This is a genomic window from Pseudomonas sp. WP18, assembly GCF_036689585.1.
Classification (GTDB): Bacteria; Pseudomonadota; Gammaproteobacteria; order Pseudomonadales; family Pseudomonadaceae; genus Aquipseudomonas; species Aquipseudomonas chlororaphis_E.
The window spans coordinates 4974651-4993836 of sequence record NZ_CP144758.1 but is presented as its reverse complement, the minus strand read 5'-3'; the positions used below and the strand labels follow the sequence as shown (position 1 = coordinate 4993836).

Here is a 19186-nt window from a genome sequence, read left to right as displayed (position 1 = left end):
GGCCATCGTGGTGGGGGATCAAGCGCCCTCACCACAGCATGCCCGCCAGATGTTTACCGAAGGTGCACCATGACCGATCCACTGGACAAAGCCACTTCGAAGGCGCCGGCCACCCTCGGTGAGGGTTGCCTGAGCCGCTACGATCCCGAGGAGCTGGGCCCGGAAGACGGTACGGAGTTTCCCGACGCCGCCGAACTGTGGAAACAGACCCATCCCGAAGATCATCCCGATCCCGAGCAGCCAGCTCTCACGCCTGACGCAGGCTGATCAGCTTCTTGATCAATGGTCGCCCGACCATCAGCAAGAACACCGGCCCACCGGCCACCAGATAGAAATAATAGGTGACCGCCCGCCAGATCAGGATGGCCGCGGCCGCGGTGGATTTGCCCACCATCGGCGCGAGCAGCGCCGCCGAGGTCAGTTCTGCCGCCCCCGCACCGCCCGGCAGCAGGCTGAATTGCCCGGCACTCAAGGACAGCATCTGGATCAGGAAACTCCAGGCCCATTGCAAGTCCGCCCCCAGCCCCTTCAAGGCCAGGTACAGCACGCTGTAACGCAACGCCCAATGCAGGCAAGTCAGGCCGAATACCTGGAACAGCGTCTGGCGTGGCAGTTTCAGGGTGTCGGTGAACGCTGCGAGAAAATGCAGGATCTTGCGTCCCCAGCGATGGCGGGTGGCGGTCTTCACTCGCAGATGCCGCAGCAGGCGCGCGCCCAGCAGGATCAACCGGCGGTGATAGCGCGCCACCAGCACGCAGCCGAACAGCCCGCCAAACAATGAAACAGCGCTCACGGCCAGCATCCATTCCATGCGCTGGCTGAGGTTCTGGAACAGCGCGTAGAACAGGATGCCCACCAGGGCGCAGAGAAAGAACAGCAGGTCGCTCAACTGGTCCATGGCGAATACGGCGCTGCTGTGGGCCGGCCGTACGCCATTGCGCGCCAGCAGGGCCATCAAGGTCAGTGGCCCGCCACTGCCGCCGGGTGTCGCGCACATGGCGAACTCGGTGGACATCACCACCCCCAGGCTCTTGAACCGGCCCAGGCGCCCCCGGTGCTCACCCAGCAACAGGCGCAGGCGCAGCGAGTTCAGGGCCCAGCACAGTATGATCATGCCGAGCATGATCAGCAGCAAGGACAAGGGAAAGCGCTGTACCCGTGCCCACATGTCCGTGCCGCCCACCAACAGCGGGACCAGCAAGGCCATGAGCAGCGCGGCGGCCAGCCAGAGCAGCCGCTTCATGCCGCGCTGCTGACCCGCAGGCCCTGGGTGGCCAGCCAGTCGACCTTGGTCATTGGCACGCGGCCTTCATTGAGCAGGCGTTCGAGGGTCTGCAGCCAGTAGTCTCGGGAAAACCGATGGCGCATGTCCACTGGGTGCAGGCCCAGGCGAATCACCGGTGCCTGGCGCCAGCGTTGTTCACACTGGTCGCTGAGGACTTTCGACAGCCCCCGGCGCCAGGCGCTGCGGGCGCTCCACACCAGCCCGGGAGCGTCGAGCGGAGTAAAGTCGGGCAGGCGATACAGGTGCTGGGTGTCGCTGGTGTAGCTCAGCGGTAACTGACGCAAGGCCCGGCGCGTGCCTTCGCTCATCAGCCAGGCCGGGGCGACGAAGCCTTCCAGCGGCCATTGGTAGCGTTCGAAGGTTTCGATGCCGGCGCGCAGGCGGGCGAGGGCGGCTTCTTCGCCCAGGCTGTAGAACTCGCCTTCATGGGTGTAGACCCGGCGCATGAACCAGTCCTTGGGGTGGCGAGCCGCCGGCCCATCATCGCAATGGTAATAGCCGTGCAACACCAGTTCGTCGCCGCGCTCCACGCGTCGGTCGAGCAGGCGTCGGAAGTCGGGGTGGTCCTGCAATGCATTGGTGTGGTGGAAATCCGGCACCACCAGCCAGGTCATCGGCACATCGCCCAGGGCGTCGACGGCTTCGACGAAGGGTTGGTAGTCGGGCCAGGTTTGCGGCGCTACGTCGTGCAGCACCAAAAGCACGCTGGGCGAGGTATTCATCGGCACGGTCCTCGCTTCAACCATTGGCCAGCAGTGGCATCTGCTCGCCGAGCACCGCGTAGTAATGCCCCAGCAGGTTGTTGACCACTGAATCCCAGGCGTAATAACGCTCCACGTGCCGGCGCGCCAGCACGCCACGGCGCTGGCAGCCCTCGGCGAACAGTTGCCGCACGGCGTTGGCCATGGCTTGTGGATTGTTCGGTGTGCACAGCAGGCCGCAGTCTTCATGGACGATTTCGGTGAAGGCGCCGGCTGCCACGGCCACCACGGGGATGCCGCTGGCCATCGCCTCGAGGATCACCAGGCCGAAGGTTTCCTGGTCGCCGGCATGCAACAGCGCGTCGGCGCTGGCCATGAGCCGCGCGACTTGCGGTGCCGGGCAGAACTCATCCACCACGGTGACGTTGTCCGGCACCAGCGCCGGCATCGATGAGCCCACCAGCAGCAGGTGATAGCGCTCGCCCAGGCGCTTCATGCACTTGAGCAGCACCGGCAGGTTTTTTTCCTTGGAGCCGCGACCGGCGAAGATCAGCAGGCGGGTGTCTTCGGCGATCCCCAGTTCCGCCCGCAGCTCCGGGTCACGGGCGGCGGGGGTGAAGGTTTGCAGATCCACGCCCAGGGGTTGCACGTGGACATTCCTGACCCCCAGCCCGGTCAGCTTGTCAGCCATGACCTGGCTGGGCGCCAGGACCCGGTCGAAGTTGCCATACAGCTTGCTGACATACGCTTCGATATTGGGGGTGAACCAGTTGCCCATGCGGTTGCTCACCAGCAGTGGCAGGTCGGAGTGATAGAAACCAATGACGGGCACGTCGAGCTGGCGGCGGGCATCCAGGGCGGCCCAGGCGGTGAGGTAGGGGTCGCCGACTTCGATCAGGTCCGGTTGCAGATCACGCAGGACATTGCGCCAGGGCGCCAGGCGCAGGGGGAAGCGGTAGCCCTTGCCGAAAGGCAGCGCCGGGGCCGGGACCTTGTAGACCCCGTCGTGCTCGCTCAAATGTGCGCCGGGAATCAGCAGGCTGTGGCGAATACCGGGCCGATCGCCCAGGCGCCGGTGCTTGGCATCCAGGTAAGTGCGCACGCCGCCGCTGGCAGGGGCGTAGAACATGGTTATGTCCGCTATATGCACGATGAACATCCCTCCGGTCTGTGTTCTCCTTTGTTGACCTTTATGAAGAATAGATGTTCGGTTGGGTTGCGGTGGGGCGGGGTGTCAGTGGAGTGCTGCTTGATTTGACAGGCCCTCATCGCGAGCGAGCTCCCACAGGGTTAGCGCAAATCCCCGTGGGAGCGAGCTTGCTCGCGATGAGGCCAGTTCAGGCGCTTTAGATCCTGAAACTGCCCACCAACTGCTTGAGCCGCGCCGCCTGCCGCTCCAGGTCGGCACAGGCGCGCAAGGTCGATTGCAGGTTCTCCACCCCTTCCTGGTTCAGCGTGTTGATCTCGGTGATGTCGACGTTGATCGATTCCACCACGGCCGTCTGCTCTTCCGTGGCGGTGGCCACGGACTGGTTCATGCCGTCGATTTCACCGATGCGCTGGGTCACGCTGTTCAGGCGCTCGCCGGCCAGGTTGGCGATCTCCACGCTTTCCTGGCTGTGGCGCTGGCTGTCGTTCATGGTCATGACCGAATCCCGGGCGCCGACCTGCAGTTCCTCGATCATGGTCTGCACTTGTTGCGCCGATTCCTGGGTGCGGTGGGCGAGGTTGCGCACCTCGTCCGCCACCACGGCAAACCCGCGTCCGGCTTCACCGGCCCGTGCGGCCTCGATCGCGGCGTTGAGGGCCAGCAGATTGGTCTGCTGGGAAATGCTGGTGATCACCTCCAGGATCTGGCCAATGTTCACGGTTTTGCTGTTCAACGTCTCGACGTTGTTGCTCGACGTGCTCAGCAGCTCGGAAAGGCGATTCATCGCGGCAATGCTGCGGTCTACCACGTGCTGGCCGTCCTCGGCCAGGCCACGGGCGTCGCTGGCCTGATGGGACGCCTGGGCGGCATTGCGGGCGATCTCCTGGGCGGCGGCGCCCAGTTGGTTGATCGCGGCGGCCACGCTGTTGGTGCGGCTCGATTGTTCGTCGGAGTTGACCATTGACGAGTTCGACGCGCTCACCACGCGCAGGGCGACTTCATTGACGTGTTCGGTGGCGGAGGACACTTCGCGGATCGAACCGTGGATGCGCTCGACGAAACGGTTGAAGGCGATGCCCAGAATGCCGAATTCGTCCTGGTTCTGGATCGTCAGGCGCTTGGTCAGGTCGCCTTCACCGTCGGCGATGTCTTCCATGGCCCGGGTCATGGTGTGCAGCGGCTGGATCAGCAGGCGGATCAGCATGCTCAACAGCGCGATGATGAAGATCACGGCAATGATCGTCGCCACGACTGCCGAGGTACGGAAATCGCTCAGCATCGCGTAGGCCAGGTCTTTATCCACCGAGACCCCGACGTACCAGTTCACCGAAGGCAGGCCCTTGATCGGCACGAAAGTGACAATGCGCGAGTGGCCGTCCACCTCGACTTCGGTGATCTGTTCGCTGATTTTCGGCGTGTTGCCTGGGTAGGCTTCGGCCAGGGTTTTCATGACCAGGGCCTTGTCCGGGTGCACCAGGATCTTGCCATCGGCGCTGACCAGGTAAGCATAGCCCATGCCATCGAAGTCCACGGTCTTGAGGTTGTCGACAATGGCTTGCAGGCTCAGGTCGCCGCCCACGACGCCGACGGTCTGTGTGGCGTTCCGGGCAGCACTGGCAATGGAGATGATCAGCCCGCCACTGGCGGCGTCGATGTACGGTTCGGTCAGGGTCGAGGTGCTGCTGCTCTGCGCGCCCTTGTACCAGGGGCGTACGCGAGGGTCGAAGCCGTCGGGCATCTTCGCGTCGGGGCGAATGATGAAGCTGCCCTGGGCGTCGCCCAGGTAGGAAGCCATAAAGGTTGCGGTCAGTGCTTTCTGCTCCAGCAGCCGGGTGACGCTGGCGGAGTCCGGGCTGGCGGCAATGTTCTGGGCCAGGTTTTCGATGAGCAGGATCCGCCCGCTGAGCCAGGTCTGGATGTTGCTTGCGGTGACCTCGGCCATTTCATGCAGGTAGCCGTCGAGGTCGTCGCGGATGGCATTGCGTTGCAGGTAATCGTTGTATGACGTGAAGGAGGCGAAGGCGGCAACGACGATCAGGGCGGCGGCAAGGAGGATTTTATGGCTGAAACGCAGGTTTTTCTTCATGGTTCGAGGTTCCGCTGAGTCTTATGGCTCTGGGCGTGCTTTTATATGGAAAGTTCGCTAAATATCGCCGTATTGAAAAAAGCTGATATTTCCATCTCCCTGGGAATTATCCGACCTTGTTTTCAGTAGGGTCTGTCATTCCAGGTATCGGCCAAGCAGGGCCACAGATTAACCACAGGTGACGAAATGCCTGACTCACTCAAGCTTGTTATCGGCGCCGACCCGACCGGCCAACCCCTCTCCCAGGCGATGCGCCTGGCGAACCGCCACGGCTTGGTGGCGGGCGCCACCGGCACCGGCAAGACCGTGACCTTGCAGCGCCTGGCCGAAGCGTTCAGCGATGCGGGTGTGGCGGTGTTCGCGGCGGACATCAAGGGCGACCTGTGCGGCCTCGGCGCTGCCGGCGACCCCCAGGGCAAAGTGGCCGAGCGGATCGCCGGCATGCCTTGGCTCGGCCACACGCCCCAGGCCTATCCGGTGACGTTGTGGGACATCCACGGCCAATCCGGTCATCCACTGCGCACCACCTTGAGTGAAATGGGCCCGTTGCTGATCGGCAGCCTGCTGGAGCTCACCGACAGCCAGCAGTCGGCGCTGTACGCCGCGTTCAAGGTGGCTGACCGTGAAGGGCTGTTGCTGCTTGACCTCAAGGACCTCAAGGCGTTGCTCAACCACCTCAGGGACAACCCCGAGTTGCTGGGGGACGACGCGGCGCTGATGACCACCGGTTCCAGCCAGGCCTTGCTAAGACGCTTGTCCAGCCTGGAGCAGCAAGGTGCGGAAGCGTTGTTCGGCGAGCCGGCCTTGCAGCTCGAAGACATCTTGCAACCGGCCAGCGATGGCCGGGGACGCATCCACCTGCTGGACGCCAGTCGGCTGGTCCATGAGGCGCCGAAAGTCTACGCGACCTTCCTGCTGTGGCTGCTGGCCGAGTTGTTCGAACAGTTGCCCGAGCGCGGCGATGCGGACAAACCGCTATTGGCGCTGTTTTTCGACGAGGCGCACCTGTTGTTCGCCGGCACGCCCAAGGCCTTGCAGGAGCGCCTGGAACAAGTGGTGCGGCTGATCCGTTCCAAGGGTGTCGGGGTGTATTTCGTGACCCAGTCGCCGGGCGATTTACCAGACGATGTACTGGCGCAATTGGGCTTGCGTATCCAGCACGGCTTGCGGGCTTTCACCGCCAAGGAGCAGAAATCCCTGCGGGCGGTGGCGGACGGTTTCCGCCCGAACCCGCAGTTCGATGCCTTGGCGGTGCTGACCGAGCTGGGCATCGGTGAAGCCCTGGTGGGCACCCTGCAGGAAAAAGGTACGCCGGAAATGGTCCAGCGCGTGCTGGTGGCACCACCGCAATCGCGCATCGGGCCGTTGAGCGAGGCCGAGCGCGCCGCGTTGATCGCCCGCTCGCCACTGCAAGGGCGCTACGACAAGCCCATTGATCGCGAGTCGGCCTATGAAGTGTTGATGGGGCGCAAAGGGCTGGAGCCTGAAGCTGAGGCCGCGTCGGACAAACCGGCGGCTGAACAGCCGAGCCTTGCCGACAGGGCCGGGGAGTTCCTCGGCACGGCAGCGGGGCAGGCGCTCAAGTCGGCAATGCGTCAGGCGGCCAACCAGTTGGGCCGTCAATTGGTGCGCGGGTTGATGGGCTCATTGCTGGGCGGCAGCAAGCGCCGCCGGTAGTCAGGACCGAGTCGCGCCCTTCGCCAGCAGGGGGATTTTGCCGACACAGGATTTCTGCTCGACGCAATCCCTGTGGGAGCGGGCTTGCTCGCGAAGGCGCTGGGTCAGCCACTTATTCTTAAATGACAGACCGCTATCGCGGGCAAGCCCGCTCCCACAGAAGGGCCGAGGTGAACACAATTTTTGTGGCCGCTGAAAACTCTTGTGGGAGCGGGCTTGCTCGCGAAGGCGTTGGGTCAGCCACTTATTCTTAAATGACAGACCGCTTTCGCGGGCAAGCCCACTCCCACAGAAGAGCCGAGGTGAACACAATTTTTGTGGCCGCTGAAAAACGCTTGTGGGAGCGAGCTTGCTCGCGAAGGCGATCGACTGGACGAAGCAACGTCTCAAGTCTTGGGGCGCGCGTGCGCCGCCAGGCGCTCCAGCGCCGCCCGCAGGTTGGGATCGCTGATGCCCTCGGCCGTGGACTGGATGGTCGCGGCGGCATCCTGGGACAGGTCCAGCGTGTGCCCCTTGGCACCGACCTGCACGGTAGGCGGCTGGACCTTGAACTGGATCCGCACCAGGCCGGCGAACTCTTCGAACGCCTGCAACTGGCGCAGCAGGCGTTTTTGCTGGTAGCGCAGGCGCGTGGCCCAGTGGCCGTCGGTGACAATCAGCAACAAACTGCCTTCGCGCCAGGACGCCACGTGACAATGCTCGCGAGCGGCAGGTTGCAGTTGGCTGTCCAGCAGCCGCTGCAGGTGGCCCAGGCGCCTGGCATGGCCGAAGATGGCTTTCAGCGGCTTGGCTTCGCGCAGCAGGATGGCGGGCGCCTTGGCGGTAAGGGGGCGAAAGGCCATGAATGAATACCGCAAGTGACAGAGGCGCCATGGTAACAGAAAGCATCGCAGGCGCCTGGGCCCGGTGGTCCGGGGCGTTTTACCTGAGCAATCAACGCTTAACTTCTGCGTTTTGTGGGTTGAAGTTCGCGCAAAAGCCCTTATTTTAAGCAAGCCCCGTCACAGCGCTGTGCCAGCATCGTGGAATAACGCCACTTTCCTCTCCATCGTTTCCGGGTAGAATGCTCGTTCGCATGCGGCCATGAGGGCTGCACGGGCGACTCACGGGGCCGCCCTCCATCCCTTTAGTGTGGAAGATCCTGCCGATATGTTTGCGCCTTTGTTAAAGAAACTCTTTGGAAGCAAGAACGAGCGTGAAGTCAAGCGCATGCTCAAGACGGTACAGACTGTCAATGCCTTCGAAGAGCAAATGGTGGCCCTTTCGGACGATCAGTTACGCGCCAAGACTGCCGAATTCAAGGACCGCATCGCCAAGGGAGAAACCCTCGACCAGCTCCTGCCCGAAGCCTTTGCGGTTGCCCGCGAAGCCGGTAAGCGGGTCATGGGCATGCGTCACTTCGACGTCCAGTTGATCGGCGGCATGACCTTGCACGAAGGCAAGATCGCCGAAATGCGCACCGGTGAGGGCAAGACCCTCGTGGCAACCCTGGGCGTCTACCTCAACGCATTGTCCGGCAAGGGCGTGCACGTGGTGACGGTCAACGACTACCTGGCCCGCCGCGACGCCAACTGGATGCGTCCGCTCTATGAATTCCTCGGCCTGACCGTCGGCGTCGTCACGCCGTTCCAGCCGCCGGAAGAGAAGCGTGCCGCCTACGCCGCCGATATCACCTACGGCACCAACAACGAATTCGGTTTCGATTACCTGCGCGACAACATGGCGTTCAGCATGGAAGAAAAATTCCAGCGTGAACTCAATTTCGCCGTGATCGACGAAGTCGACTCCATCCTCATCGACGAAGCCCGTACCCCGCTGATCATTTCCGGTCAGGCCGAGGACAGCTCCAAGCTGTACACCGAGATCAACAAACTGATCCCGCAGCTCAAGTTGCACGTCGAGGAGGTCGAGGGCCAGGTCACCCAGGCCGGTCACTACACCATCGACGAGAAGACCCGCCAGGTCGAACTCAACGAAGCCGGTCACCAGTTCATCGAAGACATGCTGACCCGCGTCGGCTTGCTGGCCGAGGGCGAGAGCCTGTACTCGGCGCATAACCTGGGCCTGCTGACCCACGTCTATGCCGGCCTGCGCGCCCACAAGCTGTTCCATCGCAATGTCGAATACATCGTGCAGGACGGCCAGGTCGTGCTGGTGGACGAGCACACCGGCCGTACCATGCCGGGCCGTCGCCTGTCCGAGGGCCTGCACCAGGCCATCGAAGCCAAGGAAGGCCTGAACATCCAGGCCGAGAGCCAGACCCTGGCCTCGACCACCTTCCAGAACTACTTCCGCCTGTACAACAAGCTGTCCGGCATGACCGGTACCGCTGACACCGAAGCGTTCGAGTTCCACCAGATCTACGGCCTGCAAGTGGTGGTGATCCCGACCAACAAGCCGCTGGCCCGTAAGGACTACAACGACCTGGTGTTCCTGACCGCCGAAGAGAAGTACGCGGCGATCATCAACGACATCAAGGAAGGCATGGCCCAGGGCCGTCCTATCCTGGTGGGTACCGCCACCATCGAGACGTCCGAGCACATGTCCGCCTTGCTGAACAAGGAAGGCATCGAGCACAAGGTCCTCAACGCCAAGTTCCACGAGAAGGAAGCCGAGATCATTGCCCAGGCCGGTCGCCCAGGTGCATTGACCATCGCCACCAACATGGCCGGTCGGGGTACCGACATCCTGCTGGGCGGCAACTGGGAAGTGGAAGTCGCCTCCCTGGAAAACCCGACCCCCGAGCAGATCGCGCAGATCAAGGCCGACTGGCAGAAGCGTCACCAGCAGGTGCTCGAGTCCGGTGGCTTGCAGGTGATCGCCTCCGAGCGTCACGAGTCGCGCCGCATCGACAACCAACTGCGTGGCCGTGCCGGTCGCCAGGGTGACGCTGGCTCCAGCCGTTTCTACCTGTCCCTGGAAGACAGCCTGATGCGCATCTTCGCCTCTGATCGGGTGAAGAACTTCATGAAGGCCCTGGGCATGCAGCCGGGCGAGGCGATCGAGCACCGCATGGTGACCAACGCCATCGAGAAGGCCCAGCGCAAGGTCGAAGGCCGCAACTTCGATATCCGCAAGCAATTGCTGGAGTTCGACGACGTCAACAACGAGCAGCGCAAAGTGATCTATCACATGCGTAACAGCTTGTTGGCCGCCGACAACATCGGTGACACCATCGCCGATTTCCGCCAGGAAGTGCTCAACGCGACCGTCAGCGCCCACATCCCGCCGCAATCGCTGCCGGAGCAGTGGGACATCGCTGGCCTGGAAGCGGCCTTGCGCAGTGACTTCGGCGTGTCGTTGCCGATCCAGCAGTGGCTCGACGAAGACGATCACCTGTACGAAGAGACCCTGCGCGAGAAGCTGCTCGCCGAACTGATCGCCGCGTACAACGAGAAGGAAGACCAGGCCGGTGCCGAAGCGCTGCGCTCCTTCGAGAAGCAGATCGTGCTGCGGGTCCTGGACGACTTGTGGAAAGACCACCTGTCGACCATGGACCACCTGCGCCACGGCATCCATTTGCGCGGTTACGCCCAGAAGAACCCGAAGCAGGAGTACAAGCGCGAGTCCTATACGCTGTTCTCCGACCTGCTGGATTCGATCAAGCGCGACTCGATCCGTGTGCTGTCCCACGTTCAAGTCCGCCGCGAAGACCCTGCCGAGGAAGAGGCGCGCCTGCGTCAGGAAGCCGAGGCCCTGGCCGCGCGCATGCAGTTCGAACACGCCGAAGCCCCTGGCCTGGACGTTGTCGCCGAAGAGGGCGTCGACGTGGATGTTGCCCTGGCGACCGCGCCAGTGCGCAACGAGCAGAAGCTGGGCCGTAACGAACTGTGCTACTGCGGTTCGGGCAAAAAATACAAGCATTGTCACGGGCAGATCCAGTAACACCCGTTTCCAACGCTGAACGACCTGCGCCGCGACCGGTTTCCGACCGTCGCGGCGTTTTGCCATTTGATTCAGACATACATTTTATTTAAGGAGCGCATTCATGGCTGTTGGTCTTGGTCCGTTGCCAACGTTGCACCCGGTTGCCGGTTTTGAACTCGGTATCGCTTCGGCGGGCATCAAGCGCCCCGGGCGCAAGGATGTCGTGGTGATGCGTTGCGCCGAGGGCTCGACGGTTGCCGGTGTCTTCACCCTCAACGCCTTCTGCGCCGCTCCGGTCATCCTGGCCAAGCAACGCGTGCAGGGGCCGGTGCGCTACCTGTTGACCAACACCGGCAATGCCAACGCCGGTACCGGCGCGCCAGGCCTGGCCGCCGCCGAGCGCACCTGCGCCAAGCTGGCGGAGTTGACGGGCGTGGACGCCAGCCAGGTGCTGCCGTATTCCACCGGTGTGATAGGCGAGCCGCTGCCGGTCGAGAAGATCGAAGGCGCGCTGCAGGCCGCCCTCGATGACCTGTCGGAAAACAACTGGGCCGCTGCCGCCACTGGCATCATGACCACCGACACCCTGCCCAAGGGCGCGAGCCGCCAGTTCGAGCATGACGGCGTGACCGTCACCGTGACGGGCATCAGCAAGGGCGCCGGCATGATTCGCCCGAACATGGCGACCATGCTCGGCTACATCGCCACCGACGCCAATGTCTCCCGGCAAGTGCTGCAAGACCTGATGCTCGACGGCGCCAACAAGTCGTTCAACCGCATCACCATCGACGGTGACACGTCCACCAACGATTGCTGCATGCTGATCGCCACCGGCAAGGCCAACCTGCCGCCGATCACTGAAGCCAGCGGCCCGCTGTTCGCCGCGCTCAAGCAAGCCGTGTTCGAGGTGTGCATGGAAGTGGCCCAGGCCATTGTCCGTGACGGCGAAGGCGCGACCAAGTTCGTGACCGTGCAGGTCAATGGCGGTGGCAATCACCAGGAGTGCCTGGATGTTGGCTACACCGTGGCCCACTCGCCGCTGATCAAGACCGCGCTGTTCGCGTCCGACCCGAACTGGGGCCGGATCCTCGCCGCCGTCGGCCGTGCCGGCGTGCCAGACCTGGATGTGAGCAAGATCGACGTGTTCCTCGGCGACGTCTGCATCGCCAGCCAGGGCGCTCGTGCCGCGAGCTACACCGAGGCCCAGGGGGCGGCGGTGATGCAGCAGGAAGAGATCACCATCCGCATCGAGTTGGGCCGTGGTGAGTGCAGCGAGACGATCTGGACCACCGACCTGTCCCACGAGTATGTGAAGATCAACGCCGAGTACCGGACTTAACATCGAGCCGTCCTCTTCGCGAGCGAGCCCACGCCCACAGGCGTTTACGGGATGCCGTTGTGGGAGCGGGCTTGCTCGCGAAGGCGGCCCGATAGACATCAGCCAATTTCTGTACCCCTAAGAACGGATTCCAGACATGAGCCTGCACCTGATCATCGGCGACAAGAAAATCTCTTCCTGGTCCCTGCGTGCCTGGTTGGCGTTGACGCTGACTGGCGCGAAGTACACTGAAGAACTGGTCAGGCTCTATCAACCCGACACGCGGCAGAAGTTGCTCAAGTATTCGGCCACCGCCAAGGTTCCGCTGCTCAAGACCGAATCGGGCGTCATTGCCGATTCCCTGGCGATCGCCGAGTACCTGGCCGAGCAGTTTCCCGAGGCGGGCCTCTGGCCCAGGGATGTAGCGGCCCGGGCCCAGGCGCGGTCGGCATGTGCGCAAATGCACAGCGGTTTCTTCGCCCTTCGCACCCACATGCCGTTTGACCTGGCCCATGATGCGCCGTTGTCGCCCATGCCGGCCGATGTCCAGGCGGAAATCGAACGGATGCTGGCGCTGTGGGCCGAATGCCGGGCTGCGGCGACCGACGCCGGGCCTTACCTGTTCGGCACCTTGGGCCTGGCGGATGCGTTTTTCCTGCCGGTTGCCGTGCGTCTGCGTACCTACCAGGTGGAACTGCCGGCGATCGATGCGGCCTATGTTGAAACCCTTTACCAATGGCCGGCCTTCAAGGCCTGGCAACAGGCCGGCCTGGAGGAAGCAGCGCGGTGAAACGAGTACACGTAGCGGCGGCGGTCATTCGCGACGCCGACGGCAGGATCCTGATCGCCCGTCGGGCCGACACCCAGCACCAGGGTGGCCTGTGGGAGTTTCCCGGCGGCAAGGTCGAGGCGGATGAGTCCGTCGAGGCGGCCCTGGCCCGGGAGCTTCATGAAGAGCTGGGCATTGTGGTCGGCGCCGCCCGGCCGCTGATCAAGGTGCGCCACGATTACCCGGACAAACAGGTGTTGCTGGACGTCTGGGAAGTCTCGGCGTTCACCGGCGAACCCCACGGTGCCGAAGGACAGCCATTGGCCTGGGTGACGGCACGCGAGCTGACGGGCTATGAATTTCCGGCGGCCAATCAGCCGATCGTGGCCGCCGCCCGTTTGCCTGGCGAATACCTGATCACCCCCGATGGCCTGGAAACACCGGCCTTGTTGCGCGGCCTGCAGAAGGCGATTGCCGGTGGGGTCAAGCTGGTCCAGCTGCGCGCGCCCAACGGCTACGATCCGCAGTACCGCGACCTGGCGGTGGATGCGGTGGGGCTGTGCGCCGGCAAGGCGCAATTGATGCTCAAGGGCCCGTTCGAATGGCTGGGGGATTTCCCGTCCGCTGGCTGGCACATCACCGCCGCGCAGTTGCGCAAGCATGCGGCGGCCGGTCGTCCGTTCGGCAAGGATCGCTGGCTGGCGGCTTCCTGCCATAACGCCGAGGAGTTGTCCCTGGCGCAGCAGATGGACGTGGACTTCGTGACGCTCTCGCCTGTCCAGCCGACCCAGACCCACCCCGAGGCCCAGCCGTTGGGTTGGGACGAGGCGGCCCGGCTGATCGAGGGCTTCAACAAGCCGGTCTATCTGTTGGGTGGGGTAGGGCCCGCTGAACGGCGGCAGGCCTGGGAGGCTGGGGCTCAGGGTGTGGCGGGGATTCGGGCGTTCTGGCCTGGGGCATGATTTTTGTGGTGGGGCTGCTGGCCCCTTCGCGGGCAAGCCCGCTCCCACATTGGATCTGCGTCAGACATAAAGTCAGGGGGCACAACCGATCACCTTGTGGGAGCGGGCTTGCCCGCGAAGGCGGCCTGACCGGCGATACATCTCTTTTGATCACCCCCCAGGCTTGGCCGCCTCCCACAGCACCTCTGCTATCCCTTGCCGCCGGGCGATGATTCGCGCCGCCACGAACAACAGGTCCGACAACCGATTGATATAAGCCAGCCCCGGCCCCGCCAGCGGTTCCACGGCGTTCAACTGCTGGCAACGACGCTCGGCACCGCGGGCCAGGCTGCGACAGATGTGGGCCTGGGCAATCAGCGTCGAGCCACCGGGCAGGATGAAGTTTTCCAACGGTCCCAATTCCTCGTTCCAGACATCGATCGCCGTTTCCAGTCGCTCGACTTCTGCCGCATTCAACGCCTGATAGGCCGGCATCGCCAGTTCGCCGCCCAGGTCGAACAGCCGGTGCTGACAGGGTGCCAGCACGTCACTGACTTCCTTCAGCGCCGGGTAGTGCGTGGTTTCGGCGGCAAGTCCAGCCAATAGCAACCCCAGTTGGCTGTTCAGGGTATCCACTTCGCCGATGGCCTCGACCCGTGGGTGGTCCTTCGCCACGCGGCGACCATCGCCCAACCCGGTTTCACCGGTGTCGCCGGTGCGGGTGTAAATCTTCGACAGGCGAAAGCCCATGCTCAGCGCTCCAGTTGTATGTTTTCCTGCTGGGTGAGGGACGTGCCGGCCAAGGGCAGGCGCAAGGTGAAGCAGGTGCCCTGGCCCGGTGCCGATTGCACTTCCATCTGGCCCTTGTGGTTGTTGGTGATGATGAAGTACGACACGGATAGCCCAAGGCCCGTGCCCTGGCCGATTTCCTTGGTGGTGAAGAACGGCTCGAAGGTGCGCTTGCGCACGTTCTCACTCATGCCGATGCCGTTGTCCTCGACCTGGATCTCGGCCCACGGCGGGTTTAGCCGCGTGCGCAGGATGATACGCCCTGGCTCGCTGTCGTCCTGGCGTTGGTGGATCGCCTGGGCGGCGTTTTTCAACAGGTTGAGCAGCACCTGTTCCAGCTCGTTGGCGGTGCCGGGGACCGGGCCCAGGTTCGGGTCGAACTGACGGATGATCGCCTGGCCCTTGAAGTCGAAACCGATCGCCAGGTCGAAGTCGTTGCCGGCGATTTCCACTGCCTGGTCGATCAGCGCGGGCAGGTCGCAAGGCGCCATCTGCCGCGTGCTGCGGCGGCTGAAACTGAGCATGTGGGTGACGATCTTCGCGGCCCGGGCGCCGGCCTGCTGGATGCCGTCCAGCAACTGCGGGATCTCCCGACCTTCCAGGTAGCGATTGACCACCTGCAGTTCGATGCCCAGTTGCTCGGCCTGTTCGAGGTTCTTTGGCAGGTCCGGCGACAGGCGTCGGCGGATGTTCTGCACGTTGTGCAGGATCGCCCCCAAGGGGTTGTTGATTTCGTGGGCCATGCCCGCCGCGAGGCCGCCGACCGAGAGCATCTTCTCCGATTGCACCATCATTTCCTCCAGCGACAGGCGCTGGGTGATGTCGTCGATGCGGATCACCACCCCGCGGCCGGCGCCGCCCATCAGCGGATAGAAGGTCAGGGCGTAGTGGCGAGCCTCGTCGTCCTTGGTCCAGGTGACGCGTTCGATCTTGGCCACGGTGTGCTGCTCGACGGTCTGCTTGAGTTGGGGCAGGTAGGGCTTGAGCGGTTCGAAGGCGAGGAAGATCGGTTGGTTCAGGGCTTCGTCCAGGCGCGTGCCGGAAAGGGCACTGGCTTCCTGGTTCCATTGGGTGACGTAGAGCTGTTCGTCGAGGGCGATCAGCGCCGACGGCATGGAGTCGATGATGCTGTTGAGGTAGTTCTGGAAGCCCGTGAGCTTCTTCTCGATCTTGCTACGCACCTGGACTTCCAGCTCCAGCTTGCGGTTGGTGTGGCGGGTTTCTTCCGCCAGGCCCTGGGCCTGGTCGTAGGCGGCCTGGGAATCGTCCCGGGCGCGCTTGAGCTGTTGCTCCCGGGCTTCGATCCGCGACAGCATGGTGTTGAACGCCTCGGCCAGGCTGCCGATTTCATCGTGGTTGCCCCGGGCGGCGCGCAGGGCATAGTTTTCCTCGCGGGTGACCTGGCGTGACAGCTCTTCGAGTTGGTGGATCGGCTGGGTGATCAGGCGCTTGATCTGCTGGGCGATGACCAGCCACAGCAGCACGCTGAAGATCAGGATGCCCAGGCTGGCGGTCAGGGTGCCGGTGTAGAACGCGGTCGGCAGTTCGCTGCTGGCCACCAGGAGCAGATGGCCGGGCTCCATGCCGGGACGGGGCAGGGTGATGACCTGGTTGCTGCGAAACTCACCGGCCTGCCAGGCCTGCATCTTGCGAAAGTGGTCCGGCAGCTTGAGCTTTTCGCCCTGTTGCAGTTGTGCCAGGCGTTCGCCCTGGCCGTCGTACAGGGCCGCCGCCCGAAGCGGTGCGTAGCTGTTGAGTTCGTCCAGCAGGCGCTTGGCGCTCTGCGGCGACTGCACGGCATCGGAGATCAGGCTCGGGTTTGCCACCAGCCGGCCAATGGTCTGCAAGGCCTGGGGCGCCATGCTCTCCTGGGAGATGTAGTAGGCGGCACTGATAAAGGTCAGGTTGGCCACCAGCAGGACAGTGGTCAATAACACCAACAGGGCGGCCAGCAGCTTCTGGCCGACCGGGAGGTTCTCAAGGCGCTGGCGCAATGGCATCAGACTGGTCGCTAAAAAGGAACACGAGGGCCAGCGTAGCCGCTGCTCAGTCGCTGGGCAATCCGAGGTTGTCCAAGTGGACAATCAGTCGCTGGCGCAGTTGTTCCAGGTGCGGTACCGCCAACCGGTGCCGCTGGGCCACCTTGCAGGCGTGGCCGAGCAGGTAGCTGATCTCGGTGCGGCGCCGGTTACTGACATCCTGGTACATCGAGGAGTAGTTGGTAGCGGTGGCCTGGATCACCCGCTCGACCTCCGGTTGCAGGTCTTCGGCGGCGGCGGGCTGGCCGCAGTGTTCGAGCAGATCGGTGAGTTCCGCGCACAGGGTGGCGACTTCGCAGTGGTGGCTTTGCAAGCCGCCGTTCTTGCAGTGGTGCAGCACCGTCAGTGGATTGATCGCACAGTTGAGCGCCAGTTTGCGCCAGAGGCGGGTGAGGATATCGGCGCTCCATTCGTGGGGAATGCCTGCGGCCACCAGGTCGTCCAGCCAGAACGGGGCCACCGGATGCGCCGGATCGCCGAGCCAGGTGTAGCCATGGCCGGCGAACACCACGCGCCAGTCACCGTCGCGAAACGCCCCTTCGGTACTGGAGGCACTGATGCAACGGGCCAGGGGCACGCGGTTGGCCACTGCGTCCTGGCTGCCGAGGCCGTTCTGCAGCAGGATCAGTTCCGAGTCGGCATCCAGGCGGTGGGCCACCGAGCTGACGGCGGCCTCGGCGTCATAGGCCTTGCAGGCCAGCAACAGGCGCTTGATCGGCTCGTGGTGGTCCGCCGTTTCGCCGGGGACCGGGTAACACTGCGCCTGGCCCTGTTCCACCAGCGTCAGCCCGCCGGCGGCTTGATAGGCTTGCAGGCGGTCTGCATTGCGCAGTACCAACCTCACTGGCAGGCCGGCCCGGGCCAGGCGCGCGGCCCACAACGTGCCGAGGCTGCCGGCCCCCAGGACATGCCAGGTGGTGGGCATCAGTTTTTTACTCGGTTTGGCGCAGGCATCCGGGAGCTCGCAGTGTCAGTGGGGAAAGACCCGTTATAATGAGCCCGATTTTAACCACAAGCCAAGCGCGCGCCTTTGTTACCGGCGCGCCTTTTTATTGGAGAACACTACATGCCGTCATTCGACGTGGTATCCGAACTGGACAAACACGAAGTCACCAACGCCGTTGAAAACGCCGTCAAGGAACTCGACCGTCGCTATGACCTCAAGGGCAAGGGCAGTTTCGAGTTCAAGGAAAAGGACCTGACCGTCAACCTGACCGCCGAAGCCGATTTCCAGCTCGAGGCGATGATCGAGATCCTCAAGCTCGCGCTGGTCAAGCGCAAGATCGACGTACAGTGCCTCGAGGTCAAGGACGCTTTCGCCTCGGGCAAGCTGATGAAGCAAGAAGCGGTGCTCAAGGAAGGCATCGACAAGGAACTGGCGAAGAAGATCGTTGCCCACATCAAGGACGCCAAGCTCAAGGTACAGGCCGCCATCCAGGGCGAGCAGGTGCGGGTGACCGGCAAGAAGCGTGACGACTTGCAAGAGGCCATTGCGGCACTGCGCGGCAAGGAATTCGGCATGCCGTTGCAATTCAATAACTTCCGCGACTGATATTTCAGTTGCATGGAGACCCTGTGGCGAGGGAGCTCGCTCCCGCTGGCTGCGTAGCAGCCCCTTATCGGTGAGCGCTACGCACCCAAGCGCGAGCATCCTCTCTTACCACAATGCCGCGTGTAACAGGAAAAGGAGACAACGATGGACTTGAACGCTGAAGTGGACCACCTGGTCAAGGCTTCCCAGGCCTGGATCCCGATGATCATGGAGTACGGCAGCCGGGTGCTGCTGGCGATCATCACCCTGGCCATCGGCTGGTGGCTGATCAACAAGGTTACGCAGAAACTGGGCGCGCTGCTGGCCCTGCGCAACGCGGACCTGGCGCTGCAAGGGTTCATCAGTACCCTGGCGAACATCATTTTGAAAGTGCTGCTGATCGTCAGCGTCGCGTCGATGATCGGCGTGGAAACCACCTCGTTCGTCGCCGCCATCGGTGCGGCTGGCCTGGCGATTGGCCTGGCGTTGCAGGGCAGCCTGGCGAATTTCGCCGGTGGCGTGCTGATCCTGCTGTTCCGTCCGTTCCGCATCGGTGACTGGATCGAGGCCCAGGGCGTTGCCGGTACGGTCGATGCGATCCAGATCTTCCACACCGTACTGCGCACTGGCGACAACAAGACGGTCATCGTGCCCAACGGCAACCTGTCGAACGGCATCATCACCAACACCAACCGCCAGCCGACCCGCAAAGTGGTATTCGACGTGGGTGTGGATTACCAGGCGGATCTGCAGAAGGCCCGGCAGGTGTTGCTGGACCTGGCGAAGGATGAGCGCGTGTTGGCTGATCCGGCGCCTGAAGCAGTGATTTCCACCTTGGGTGACAGTTCGATCACAGTGTCGTTGCGGATCTGGGTGAAGACGGCCGATTACTGGAGCGTGATGTTCATGTTGAATGAACAGGCTCGGGACCGTTTGAAGGATGCGGGGATCGATATTCCGTTCCCACAGCGTGTGATTCGGGTGGTTCAGGAGTCTGTTTGACCTGTTGGTCAGACTATTCATGAATAGCCAG

Annotated in this window: 16 protein-coding genes; 8 read left to right on the top strand and 8 right to left on the bottom strand. The window is 63.3% G+C overall.

The window, feature by feature from the left end; translation table 11 throughout:
- Positions 1–69: 69 nt before the first annotated feature.
- Entirely contained in the window at positions 70–267 is a 198-nt protein-coding gene (locus V5F23_RS22155) for a hypothetical protein (RefSeq protein ID WP_042732167.1), read from the top strand.
- Here the strand turns inward: V5F23_RS22155 and V5F23_RS22150 are convergent.
- From V5F23_RS22150 to V5F23_RS22135, 4 genes are all read right to left on the bottom strand, one after another.
- Entirely contained in the window at positions 248–1243 is a 996-nt protein-coding gene (locus V5F23_RS22150; RefSeq protein WP_123578469.1) for a lysylphosphatidylglycerol synthase transmembrane domain-containing protein, read from the bottom strand. The two genes, V5F23_RS22155 and V5F23_RS22150, sit on opposite strands and share 20 nt — an antisense overlap.
- A complete protein-coding gene (locus V5F23_RS22145; protein WP_212802970.1) occupies positions 1240–2007 on the bottom strand; it encodes a DUF2334 domain-containing protein in 768 nt (255 codons plus the stop codon). Before V5F23_RS22145 ends, V5F23_RS22150 begins: the two co-directional genes overlap by 4 nt.
- 16 nt (positions 2008–2023) lie before the next feature.
- Positions 2024–3145: a glycosyltransferase family 1 protein gene (locus V5F23_RS22140; RefSeq protein WP_042732170.1), complete on the bottom strand. Its 1122-nt coding sequence runs from the start codon at positions 3143–3145 to the stop codon at positions 2024–2026.
- Between the two features lie 187 nt (positions 3146–3332).
- A complete protein-coding gene (locus V5F23_RS22135; RefSeq protein ID WP_047736663.1) occupies positions 3333–5222 on the bottom strand; it encodes a methyl-accepting chemotaxis protein in 1890 nt (629 codons plus the stop codon).
- Positions 5223–5408: 186 nt separating this feature from the next.
- Between V5F23_RS22135 and V5F23_RS22130 the strand changes: the two genes are divergently transcribed.
- Positions 5409–6899 (top strand): helicase HerA-like domain-containing protein, encoded by a 1491-nt coding sequence (locus tag V5F23_RS22130; RefSeq protein ID WP_338496571.1) that lies wholly within the window; start codon positions 5409–5411, stop codon positions 6897–6899.
- 386 nt (positions 6900–7285) lie between these two features.
- Here the strand turns inward: V5F23_RS22130 and V5F23_RS22125 are convergent, their stop codons facing one another.
- Complete coding sequence (locus V5F23_RS22125) at positions 7286–7741, bottom strand: DciA family protein (RefSeq protein WP_042731596.1); 456 nt, start codon at positions 7739–7741, stop codon at positions 7286–7288.
- Positions 7742–8048: 307 nt separating this feature from the next.
- Between V5F23_RS22125 and secA the strand changes: the two genes are divergently transcribed.
- The 4 genes from secA (at position 8049) to V5F23_RS22105 (ending at position 13815) form a co-directional block, all read left to right on the top strand.
- On the top strand, positions 8049–10784 hold the full coding sequence (secA, locus tag V5F23_RS22120; RefSeq protein ID WP_042731597.1) for a preprotein translocase subunit SecA: 2736 nt from the start codon (positions 8049–8051) through the stop codon (positions 10782–10784).
- 103 nt (positions 10785–10887) lie between these two features.
- Positions 10888–12105 carry a bifunctional glutamate N-acetyltransferase/amino-acid acetyltransferase ArgJ gene (gene argJ / locus V5F23_RS22115; protein WP_042731598.1) on the top strand — a complete coding sequence of 406 codons (1218 nt, stop codon included), beginning with the start codon at positions 10888–10890 and terminating at the stop codon, positions 12103–12105.
- Between the two features lie 136 nt (positions 12106–12241).
- Positions 12242–12874 carry a glutathione S-transferase family protein gene (locus tag V5F23_RS22110; RefSeq protein ID WP_338496569.1) on the top strand — a complete coding sequence of 211 codons (633 nt, stop codon included), beginning with the start codon at positions 12242–12244 and terminating at the stop codon, positions 12872–12874.
- Complete coding sequence (locus V5F23_RS22105) at positions 12871–13815, top strand: Nudix family hydrolase (RefSeq protein ID WP_047736659.1); 945 nt, start codon at positions 12871–12873, stop codon at positions 13813–13815. Before V5F23_RS22110 ends, V5F23_RS22105 begins: the two co-directional genes overlap by 4 nt.
- Before the next feature lie 150 nt (positions 13816–13965).
- Here V5F23_RS22105 and V5F23_RS22100 read toward each other — a convergent pair whose 3' ends face one another.
- From V5F23_RS22100 to V5F23_RS22090, 3 genes are read right to left on the bottom strand one after another with little or no spacing between them, the layout of a single operon-like run.
- On the bottom strand, positions 13966–14544 hold the full coding sequence (locus V5F23_RS22100) for a cob(I)yrinic acid a,c-diamide adenosyltransferase (RefSeq protein WP_338496566.1): 579 nt from the start codon (positions 14542–14544) through the stop codon (positions 13966–13968).
- A gap of 2 nt (positions 14545–14546) precedes the next feature.
- The gene (locus V5F23_RS22095; RefSeq protein ID WP_047736654.1) at positions 14547–16583 is read right to left on the bottom strand and encodes a HAMP domain-containing sensor histidine kinase; all 2037 of its coding nucleotides are present in this window, start codon (positions 16581–16583) and stop codon (positions 14547–14549) included.
- Positions 16584–16629: 46 nt separating this feature from the next.
- Positions 16630–17547, bottom strand: coding sequence for a putative 2-dehydropantoate 2-reductase (locus V5F23_RS22090; RefSeq protein ID WP_338496563.1), 918 nt, complete (start codon positions 17545–17547; stop codon positions 16630–16632).
- A gap of 141 nt (positions 17548–17688) precedes the next feature.
- Here V5F23_RS22090 and V5F23_RS22085 point away from each other — a divergent pair, with 141 nt between their 5' ends.
- Entirely contained in the window at positions 17689–18174 is a 486-nt protein-coding gene (locus V5F23_RS22085; RefSeq protein ID WP_042728748.1) for a YajQ family cyclic di-GMP-binding protein, read from the top strand.
- Positions 18175–18318: 144 nt separating this feature from the next.
- Positions 18319–19155 (top strand): mechanosensitive ion channel family protein, encoded by an 837-nt coding sequence (locus V5F23_RS22080; RefSeq protein ID WP_042728749.1) that lies wholly within the window; start codon positions 18319–18321, stop codon positions 19153–19155.
- The last annotated feature ends 31 nt before the right edge of the window (positions 19156–19186 follow it).

Coding starts and splice junctions, on each gene's coding strand:
- V5F23_RS22155 (WP_042732167.1), top strand. CDS start 70: ATGACCGATCCACTGGACAAAGCCACTTCGAAGGCGCCGGCCACCCTC.
- V5F23_RS22150 (WP_123578469.1), bottom strand. CDS start 1,243: ATGAAGCGGCTGCTCTGGCTGGCCGCCGCGCTGCTCATGGCCTTGCTG.
- V5F23_RS22145 (WP_212802970.1), bottom strand. CDS start 2,007: ATGAATACCTCGCCCAGCGTGCTTTTGGTGCTGCACGACGTAGCGCCG.
- V5F23_RS22140 (WP_042732170.1), bottom strand. CDS start 3,145: ATGTTCATCGTGCATATAGCGGACATAACCATGTTCTACGCCCCTGCC.
- V5F23_RS22135 (WP_047736663.1), bottom strand. CDS start 5,222: ATGAAGAAAAACCTGCGTTTCAGCCATAAAATCCTCCTTGCCGCCGCC.
- V5F23_RS22130 (WP_338496571.1), top strand. CDS start 5,409: ATGCCTGACTCACTCAAGCTTGTTATCGGCGCCGACCCGACCGGCCAA.
- V5F23_RS22125 (WP_042731596.1), bottom strand. CDS start 7,741: ATGGCCTTTCGCCCCCTTACCGCCAAGGCGCCCGCCATCCTGCTGCGC.
- secA (WP_042731597.1), top strand. CDS start 8,049: ATGTTTGCGCCTTTGTTAAAGAAACTCTTTGGAAGCAAGAACGAGCGT.
- argJ (WP_042731598.1), top strand. CDS start 10,888: ATGGCTGTTGGTCTTGGTCCGTTGCCAACGTTGCACCCGGTTGCCGGT.
- V5F23_RS22110 (WP_338496569.1), top strand. CDS start 12,242: ATGAGCCTGCACCTGATCATCGGCGACAAGAAAATCTCTTCCTGGTCC.
- V5F23_RS22100 (WP_338496566.1), bottom strand. CDS start 14,544: ATGGGCTTTCGCCTGTCGAAGATTTACACCCGCACCGGCGACACCGGT.
- V5F23_RS22095 (WP_047736654.1), bottom strand. CDS start 16,583: ATGCCATTGCGCCAGCGCCTTGAGAACCTCCCGGTCGGCCAGAAGCTG.
- V5F23_RS22090 (WP_338496563.1), bottom strand. CDS start 17,547: ATGCCCACCACCTGGCATGTCCTGGGGGCCGGCAGCCTCGGCACGTTG.
- V5F23_RS22085 (WP_042728748.1), top strand. CDS start 17,689: ATGCCGTCATTCGACGTGGTATCCGAACTGGACAAACACGAAGTCACC.
- V5F23_RS22080 (WP_042728749.1), top strand. CDS start 18,319: ATGGACTTGAACGCTGAAGTGGACCACCTGGTCAAGGCTTCCCAGGCC.